The organism is Promicromonospora sp. NPDC057138 (genome assembly GCF_042670845.1).
Classification (GTDB): Bacteria; Actinomycetota; Actinomycetes; order Actinomycetales; family Cellulomonadaceae; genus Promicromonospora.
Genome location: NZ_JBHUUX010000123.1, coordinates 1 through 6,256, shown reverse-complemented (window position 1 = coordinate 6,256; position 6,256 = coordinate 1). Strand labels below are relative to the sequence as shown.

At 74.6% G+C, this 6,256-nt stretch carries 7 protein-coding genes; 2 read left to right on the top strand and 5 right to left on the bottom strand.

Going from position 1 to position 6,256, the window contains the following annotated elements; genetic code table 11:
- Positions 1-105: 105 nt before the first annotated feature.
- The 3 genes from ACFT2C_RS28820 to ACFT2C_RS28810 all read right to left on the bottom strand — a co-directional run bounded on the left by ACFT2C_RS28820 (position 106) and on the right by ACFT2C_RS28810 (position 3,028).
- On the bottom strand, positions 106-903 hold the full coding sequence (locus ACFT2C_RS28820) for a DUF899 family protein (RefSeq protein ID WP_377210541.1): 798 nt from the start codon (positions 901-903) through the stop codon (positions 106-108).
- A gap of 167 nt (positions 904-1,070) precedes the next feature.
- A complete protein-coding gene (locus ACFT2C_RS28815) occupies positions 1,071-2,357 on the bottom strand; it encodes an MFS transporter (protein ID WP_377210540.1) in 1,287 nt (428 codons plus the stop codon).
- Positions 2,354-3,028, bottom strand: coding sequence for an ArsR/SmtB family transcription factor (locus ACFT2C_RS28810; protein WP_377210539.1), 675 nt, complete (start codon positions 3,026-3,028; stop codon positions 2,354-2,356). Before ACFT2C_RS28810 ends, ACFT2C_RS28815 begins: the two co-directional genes overlap by 4 nt.
- Before the next feature lie 119 nt (positions 3,029-3,147).
- Here ACFT2C_RS28810 and ACFT2C_RS28805 point away from each other — a divergent pair, with 119 nt between their 5' ends.
- Positions 3,148-4,089, top strand: coding sequence for a D-2-hydroxyacid dehydrogenase family protein (locus ACFT2C_RS28805; protein WP_377210538.1), 942 nt, complete (start codon positions 3,148-3,150; stop codon positions 4,087-4,089).
- Positions 4,090-4,138: 49 nt separating this feature from the next.
- On the opposite strand, the gene ACFT2C_RS28800 is transcribed toward ACFT2C_RS28805, so the two are convergent.
- Positions 4,139-4,633: a GNAT family N-acetyltransferase gene (locus tag ACFT2C_RS28800; protein WP_377210537.1), complete on the bottom strand. Its 495-nt coding sequence runs from the start codon at positions 4,631-4,633 to the stop codon at positions 4,139-4,141.
- Complete coding sequence (locus ACFT2C_RS28795; protein WP_377210536.1) at positions 4,630-4,989, bottom strand: GntR family transcriptional regulator; 360 nt, start codon at positions 4,987-4,989, stop codon at positions 4,630-4,632. The genes ACFT2C_RS28800 and ACFT2C_RS28795 overlap by 4 nt, the downstream gene beginning before the upstream one ends.
- Positions 4,990-5,098: 109 nt before the next feature.
- Here ACFT2C_RS28795 and ACFT2C_RS28790 point away from each other — a divergent pair, with 109 nt between their 5' ends.
- Positions 5,099-6,181, top strand: coding sequence for an N-acetylmuramoyl-L-alanine amidase (locus tag ACFT2C_RS28790; RefSeq protein WP_377210535.1), 1,083 nt, complete (start codon positions 5,099-5,101; stop codon positions 6,179-6,181).
- Positions 6,182-6,256: the final 75 nt, after the last annotated feature.

Sequence of the window (6,256 nt, the reverse complement as noted above, 5' to 3'; positions counted from 1 at the left end):
GTCCATTAATTGACCGATCTCGAAGCAAGCGACCGATCACGACGTCAGGGACCAGCCGGGTGCTGACCGGCCGGCGGCGGCCCGGCCCCGGCGTGCGAGACCGGGTCAGTGGTGGTGGTGCTCGCCCGGGGCCACCGGCGTCGCGCCCGGGCGGGTCCACTGGATCGCCGGGCGACCGCCGGTCCAGCTGTTGCCCACGCCGTCCTCGCCGGCCCGCCAGAACCAGCCCGGCACCTTGCCCTCCGGCCAGCCCTCGGGGCTGTCCTGCCAGGCCTCCAGGCGGCCGCGCGCCGTCATGTCGAGCAGGGAGAGCGCGGGCATGGTGGCCTCCGCGCCGCGGCCGGTGACGCTGTTGGTGAGGAACACCCGGTCGCGTGCACGCAGGAAGCACATCCAGGTGCCGAAGTCGTCGCCGCTGACGACGTCGTCGTCGACGTCGAACACCGAATACCAGTGCTGGGGGTAGCCCATGAACTCGACGAACGGCGCGAGCTCCGCGTAGGGCGCCTTCGCGAACACCGCGAACGAGACGCCGCGCGCCGTCAGGTACGCCGGGTTGTGCGCCGCCCAGTAGGTCAGGGTGCAGCCCTCGCACTGGTTCTCGAACGGCTGGCCCAGGTGCCACATGTGCTTGTAGACGATCAGCTCCTCGCGGCCCTCGAACAGGTCCAGCAGCGTCGTGGGCCCGTCCGGCCCGACGACGGTGGCGCCCGCGTCGACCTCGGTCATCGGCAGCCGCCGTCGGGCTGCCGCTATCGCGTCACCCTCGTGGGTGTGCGCCTTCTCCCGGACCAGCAGCTCGTCGCGGGCGGCCTGCCAGGCCGCCCGGTCGACGACGGGCGGGACGGCGGCAGCACCGGTCCGGTCTGTGTGGTCGGTGTGGCCCTCGTGCGTCGTGGTCATGACTTCTCCTCGGTGGGTCGACAGCCCTTCTCGGGTACTGACGCCCGGCCGCGCCGAATGTCATCGGCCGGGCGCCTACCACCACGACGAAGGGGCGGCACACGAATCGACAGGTCGGCGCTGCTCGTCGGTCGGCGGGCCGTGCAGCCGCCCGGCCGCGGAGCAGGTCAGTGCCCGCGCCGCCCGAGGACCAGGGGCAGGAGGCACAGGGCCAGTACGCCGCCGCCGAGCGCGAGCGTCGTGTAGGAGGCGCCGGCGACGACGACGCCGGACAGCGCACCGCCGCCCGCCCCCGCGATCGCGACCAGGACGTCGACGTTGCCCTGCACGCGGGCGCGGCTGCGCAGCGGCAGGTCGCGGCTCAGGAGCGTGGTCCCGGCCACCAGCCCGAGGCTCCAGCCGAGCCCGAGCAGAGCCAGCCCGAGGGCCAGCGCCCAGACCGCCCCGGCCGGCGCGAGGCCCGCGACGAGGCCGGCACCGAGCAGCGTGAGAGCGGCCAGCGCGCTCACCACGCGCGGCCCGTTCCTGTCCACGAGCCAGCCGGACAGGGGCGAGGGCAGGTACATCGCCGCGACGTGCACGGCGATGACGACGCCGATCGCGGCGGTCCCGTGGCCGTGATGCTGCAGGTGGACGGGCGTCATCGTCATGACGGCGACCATGACCGCCTGGGTGACGACCATGACAGCGGCGCCGACCCGCACCCCCGCGGGCAGGCCGGCGGCGGGTGGCGCCGGGAGGCCCGCGGGGGTGCCGGCCGCGGCCACCTGCTCGTCGGCCGCGCCGAGCCGACGGGCGAGCAGGAGGGGGTCGGGGCGCAGCAGCAGGACCAGCACGAGCGCGGCGGCGCCGTAGGCCAGGGCGGCCAGCCCGAACGGGCCGGCCAGGCGCGGGATGCCCCAGGCCGCCGCAACGGACCCGGTCACGGTGACGAGGTTCGGCCCGGCGACCGCGCCCAGCGTCGTCGCGACCAGCACGGTCGACACGGCGCGGGCCTTGCGGTGCGGCGGGGCCAGGTCGGCCCCGGCGTAGCGGGCCTGGAGGTTGGTCGCGGTACCCGCCCCGTACACGAACAGCGCGATGAACAGCAGGGGGACGGAGTCGGCGACGGCGGCCAGGACGACCCCGAGCGCGCCGGCGGCGCCGACCGCGTAGCCGACGGCCAGGCCGGCCCGCCGTCCGGACCGCTGCGACAGCCGTCCCACGACGACGGCCGCAGCGGCCGAGCCGATGGTGAACAGGGCGCTGGGCAGCCCCGCGAGCCCGGCCGTGCCGAGCATGTCCTGCGCCAAGAGCGCCCCGACCGTGATCCCGGCCGCGAGGCCGGCACCGCTGAAGACCTGGGCCAGGACCAGGGCGGTGAGAACCTTGCGCTGCTCCGGCGGGACGCCGTCCGCGGGGATCGCGGCGGACCGAGGTGCGGGGATCGCGGCGGAGGCCGCGGCGTCGGTCACGGTGAGCCCCCGGCCGGGGCGGGACTGGTGGTCAGGGCGACGTCGTGGGCGAGGAACTCGGTCACGCCGTCGGCGACCAGGTGCGTCGTGTAACCGCGCTCGGCCAGGAGGTGCACGGCGTCGTAGGACAGCACGCAGTAGCGGCCTCGGCAGTAGGCGGCGACCTCGGCGCCGGCGGGGATCTCTTCGAGCCGCCCGGCGAGCTCGTCGAACGGGATCGAGACGGCGCCGGGCAGGTGCCCGGCGGCGTACTCCTCGCTCGGGCGCACGTCCAGCACGAGCAGCTCACCCTGGTGCGACCGCTCCAGGAGCTCGGTGCGGTCGATGGCGCGGACGCCGTCCGGCAGCGACGTCAGTCCGGCCGCCGCCGCGGAGACCTCGGGGCGGTGCCGTTCGGCCACCCGGAACATGACGGTGACCAGCTCGGCCACGTCGGGCCCGGCCAGCCGGTACAGCACCCGCGTGCCCTCGCGCCGGGAGGCGACCAGGCCGGCGTCCCGCAGGAGCTGCAGGTGCGCCGACGTGGTGGTCAGGTTCAGGCCGGCCACCGTCGCGAGCTGCTGCACCGGCCGCTCGCCCTGGGCCAGCAGCTCCAGCAGCTCGAGGCGCTTGCCGCTGGCGAGCGCCTTGCCCGTGCGGGCGAGGGACTCGAAGAGATCAGCCTTGGACATTGCGACTCCCGCTATTCCAGAGTTCCATGGAATAGCGTAACAGTGCGGTGCGGGTTCGGGCAGAGGCGAGTGTTCTGCCCGGCCGGGCCAGCCCGACGGCCACGCTTAGGCTGACGCCCATGCGCATCGCCGTCCTCGACGACTACCAGCACGCCGCCCACCGCTTCGCCGACTGGGACGGCCTCGGGGCCGACGTCCGCTTCCACGCCGAGCACATCGCCGACCCCACGGCGCTCGCGGCGGCGCTCGCCGGGTGCGACGTCGTCGTCGCCATGCGCGAGCGGACGCCGTTCACCGCCGAGGTCCTCGACCTGCTGCCCGACCTGCGGCTCCTCGTGACGACCGGCCGGGCGAACGCGTCGATCGACCTGGATGCGGCCCGCGCCCGGGGTGTCGTGGTGTGCGGGACGGACTCGCCGTCGTCGGCCACGCCGGAGCTGACCTGGGCGCTCATCCTGGCCGTGGCGCGGCACGTGCCCCAGGAGGACGCGCGCCTGCGCGCGGGCGGCTGGCAGCACACGATCGGGACGGACCTGGCCGGGCGCACCCTCGGGGTCGTGGGCCTGGGGCGGATCGGCGCGCGGGTCGCGCGGATCGGCGCGGCGTTCGGCATGGACGTCGTCGCCTGGAGCGCGAACCTGGACCCGGCGGCCGCCGCCGAGGCGGGCGTCCGTGCCGTGCCGAAGGAGGAGCTGTTCGCCACCTCCGACGTCGTCACGGTGCACTACAAGCTGAGCGCGCGCAGCGTCGGGATCGTCGGCCGGGACGACCTCGCGCTCATGCGGCCGACGGCGTTCCTGGTGAACACCTCGCGCGGCCCGCTCGTCGACACCGGCGCGCTGCTGGAGGCCCTGCACGCGGGTCGCATCGGCGGCGCGGGCCTGGACGTGTACGACGTCGAGCCCCTGCCCGCCGGCCACCCGCTGCGCTCGGCCCCGCGGACCGTCCTGACGCCGCACCTCGGCTACGTCACCGAGGACACGTACGCCACGTTCTTCGCGCAGGCCGTCGAGGACATCGCCGCCTGGGCGGCGGGCAGCCCGGTGCGCGTGCTCGGCTGACCGCATCTACGGCACGGGCTCCGGCCGACGCCGGCCGGGGGCGTGACACCTACGGCGAGCCCGGCGTCCCCTCCGCGGGCCGCCAGACGTAGCGGACGTCCGGCTCGCGCTCCTCGTTGCGCGACCCGTCGCCGTGCTCGACGGCGACGAAGCCGTGCCGCTCGTAGAACCGCCGCGCCCCGGCGTTGACCTGGAACGTCCGCAGGCTCAGCCCGTCCGGCCGGAGCTGTTTGGCCAGGTCGACGAACCGGTCGCCGAGGCCATGGCCGCGCCGGTCGGGGTCGAGGTAGAGCTGTTCGAGCTCGTCGCCGTCCAGCACCATCAGCCCGATCACGACGTCGTCGGCGACGGCGGCCCAGGTCTCGCAGCGCGGCACCGCGACGGCGGCGAACCAGGCGCGCACCGCGTCGTCGGAGTGGGCGCGGCGCACCGCCGGCAGGGCCGCGGCGAAGGACCGTAGCCAGACGTCGGCGAGGGCCGCGGCGTCGGCGTCGTGCGCGCGCCGCAGCACCGGCTCGGCCGTCCTGACGGGCCCGGTCGTCATCCGCGCGACCGCAGCGCCGCCGAGACGATCTCCAGCGCCTCGGTCCGGCCGATGCCGAGCGCGCGGACCGTCTGCGCGTACTGCGACGCCGCGTTCTGGGCGAGGGAGAGGCGCTGGTCGCCGGCCGCGCTCACGAAGGTGCCGGCCCGGCCGCGCGTCTCGACCAGCCCCGCCGCCTCGAGCTCGCGGTACGCGCGCGCCACGGTGTTGACCGCGATGCCGAGGTCCGCGGCCAGCGCCCGCACCGTCGGCAGGCGGGTGCCGACGGGCAGCGTCCGGTCCGCCATCTGCTGGGCGAGCGTGGTGCGGACCTGCTCGAACGGCGGGACGGGGGAGTCGGCGTCGATGCTGATCACGCCCGCAACACTACAAGCGCGACCGCCAAACGCGACCGCCAAAGGGGTCGCCCCGCTCGTCCGCTCGATGGTAGACATGTGGGACATATCTACGAAACCTGGGGGCATCGTGGCTGAGGTCTACGAGATCAAGGACGACGAGGGGATTGTGCTGGAGGTGCTCGGTAACGACGACGAGCCCGCGGGCGAGGCAAGCGCCCCCACCGGTGGCGACGTAGGCGGCGAGACGCCGACGGAGGTCGGGCCGACCGCAACGCCCTACGCCGCACCCGAACCGACGGCCGACGACCCCGCGCCGACCGCCACGCCCCAGGCCGCGCTGAGCATCGCCTCGCGCGAGTCGTGGGGCGCCCGGTACCAGGACGGCGACCTGACGCTGACCGGCCTCGCCGTCGAGGTGTTCGTGCACCACAGCGTCACCGCGCAGCTCTCCCCGGACGCGAGCATCGCCGCCGAGGCCGAGCAGATGCGGGCGCTGGAGAGCGTGGGCCAGTCGCGGTTCGGCACCGGCATCTCGTACAACGTGGTCATCTTCCCGTCCGGTCGCGCCTACCAGGGCGTGAGCTGGAACCGCCGCGGCACGCACACCGGCGGGCGCAACAGCACGTCGCGCTCGATCTGCTTCGCCGGCAACTACGAGACGAACCAGCCCACCGCCGCGCAGATCTCGACGGCCGCCGCCATCTACCGCGAGGGCAAGCAGCGCTGGTGGACCCAGGGCGCGCCGCTGTACGGGCACCGCGACGTCTCGCAGACCGCCTGCCCCGGCCGGAACCTCTACGCGCGACTCGACGACATCCGCGCCGGCTCAGGGACGACCCCGCCCAGCCCGGGGGAGCCAGGCGGTCTCGTCGTGGACGGGTTCTGGGGCTCGTCCACGACCCGCCGCGTCCAGCAGGAGCTCGGCACCACCGTCGACGGCGTCGTCTCCTCGCAGAGCGTGGCCTGGCGGGACAGCAACCCCGGCCTGACGACGGGCTGGCAGTGGGTCACCAACGCCGACGGCTCCCGGATGATCGCGGCCCTGCAGCGCACGATCGGGATGGCCTCGGACGAGAGGGACGGCAAGATCGGCCCGCAGACCATCCGCGCCCTCCAGCGCTACCTCGGCACGCCGGTCGACGGCGTCATCTCCCGGGATTCCAGTGCGGTCATGGCCCTCCAGCACCGCCTCAACGCGGGCCGGATCTAGCCGCAGCCGCGCTACGGTGATCGGCAGAACGTCAGGAGATCGGTAGCTCGAGCTACCGATCTCCTGACGTTCTGC